General features: G+C 74.6%; 1 pseudogene. It reads left to right on the top strand.

Annotation, left to right across the window (positions count from 1 at the left end):
* Window positions 1-1,322: 1,322 nt before the first annotated feature.
* Window positions 1,323-2,062: pseudogene (locus tag ABZS77_RS27115) on the top strand (hypothetical protein); the annotation flags it as partial.

Below are 2,062 nucleotides of genomic sequence, written 5' to 3'. Positions count from 1 at the left end.
CGTTCCGTGGTGGTGACCGTCGTGAGGGTGGTTACCAGGGTGGCGACCGTGGCCGTTCCGGTCCGCCGCGTGAGGGTGGCTTCCGCGGTGGTGACCGTGACGGTGGTTTCCGTGGTGGTGACCGTCGTGAGGGTGGTTACCAGGGTGGCGACCGTGGCCGTTCCGGTCCGCCGCGTGAGGGTGGCTTCCGCGGTGGTGACCGCGACGGTGGTTTCCGTGGTGGTGACCGCCGTGAGGGTGGCTTCCGGGGCGGCGACCGCGAGGGTGGTTTCCGCGGCGGTGACCGTCGTGAGGGTGGTTACCAGGGTGGCGACCGTGGCCGTTCCGGCCCGCCGCGTGAGGGTGGCTTCCGCAGCGGTGACCGCGAGGGCGGCTTCCGCAGCGGTGACCGCGAGGGCGGTTTCCGTGGCGGCGACCGTCGCGAAGGTGGCTTCCGGGGCGGCGACCGCGAGGGTGGTTTCCGCGGTGGCGACCGCCGTGAGGGTGGCTTCCGCGAGGGCTCCCGTCCCAGCGGGCCGCGTGAGGGTGGCTTCCGGGGCGGCGACCGCGACGGTGGCTTCCGCGGCGGCGACCGCCGCGAGGGTGGTTACCAGGGCGGCGACCGTGGCCGTTCCGGCCCGCCGCGTGAGGGTGGCTTCCGCAGCGGTGACCGCGACGGTGGTTTCCGCGGTGGCGACCGCCGTGAGGGTGGCTTCCGCGAGGGCTCCCGTCCCAGCGGGCCGCGTGAGGGTGGCTTCCGGGGCGGCGACCGCGACGGTGGCTTCCGAGGCGGCGACCGTGGCGGCTCACGTCCGGGCGCTCCGCGTGACGGTGGTTTCCGTGGCGGTGACCGCGAGGGCGGTTTCCGCGGTGGCGACCGCCGCGAGGGTGGTTACCAGGGCGGCGACCGTGGCCGTTCCGGCCCGCCGCGTGAGGGTGGCTTCCGTGGTGGCGACCGTGACGGTGGCTTCCGGGGCGGTGACCGTCGTGAGGGCGGCGCCCCGCGCGAGGGTGGTTTCCGGGGTGGCGACCGTGACGGTGGCTTCCGTGGTGGCGACCGTCGCGAGGGTGGCAGCTTCCGGGGCGGTGACCGGGACGGCTCCCGTCCCAGCGGCCCCCGTGAGGGCGGCTTCCGGGGCGGTGACCGCGAGGGTGGTTTCCGGGCCGACGACCGGCCGCGTCGCGACGGGGAGTTCCGCCGCGACGACCGTGGTGCGGCCTCCGAGTCGTACGAGGGTGGGCGTACGTCCGCCCCGGCACTGCCGGACGACATCGTCGCGACCGACCTCGACAAGGACGTCCGCGCCGAGCTGCTGTCGCTGAACAAGCCGGTCGCCGAGACGGTGGCCCGGCACCTGGTCGCCACCGGTCAGTTGATCGACGAGGACCCGGCGGAGGCGCTGGCGCACGCGCTGGCGGCCCGTCGACTCGCCTCGCGCATCTCCGCCGTCCGGGAGGCCGTGGGCCTGGCCGCGTACCACGCGGGGGAGTGGCAGACGGCGATCGCCGAGCTGCGCACGTACCACCGGATGAGTGGCCTGCAGAGTCACATCGCCGTGCTCGCGGACTGTGAGCGCGCCCTGGGGCGGCCGGAGCGGGCCATCGACCTGTTCCGTGGCGCCGACCAGGACAAGCTGGACCAGGCCGTCGCGATCGAGTTGCTGATCGTCGCCGCCGGCGCCCGGGGTGACCTCGGGCAGAAGGACGCCGCCGTGGCGATGCTCCAGGTCCCGGACCTCACCAGTGAGACCACCGCGCCGTGGACCGCGCGGTTGCGGTACGCGTACGCCGACGCCCTGCTCGCGGTGGGTCGGCGCGAGGAGGCCCGCGAGTGGTTCTCCCGCGCGGCGGACGTGGACACCGAGAGCGAGACCGACGCGGCCGAGCGTCTGCTCGAACTCGACGGCGTGGTCATCGAGGGTGACGACGAGGACGAGGCCGAGGAGATCGCCGCTGGTCCGGGCGCTCCCGGTGCGGTTCCGGCCCAGCCCGACACCGATCTGGCGGCCGGTGACGACGCAGCGGCGGACGACGAGGACGACTTCGACGACGACCGCGACGACGACCGCGACGACGACGACCG

It is taken from the genome of Micromonospora sp. NPDC005298, from assembly GCF_040607375.1.
Taxonomy (GTDB): domain Bacteria; phylum Actinomycetota; class Actinomycetes; order Mycobacteriales; family Micromonosporaceae; genus Micromonospora.
This window is presented reverse-complemented; position numbering and strand designations above follow the sequence as displayed.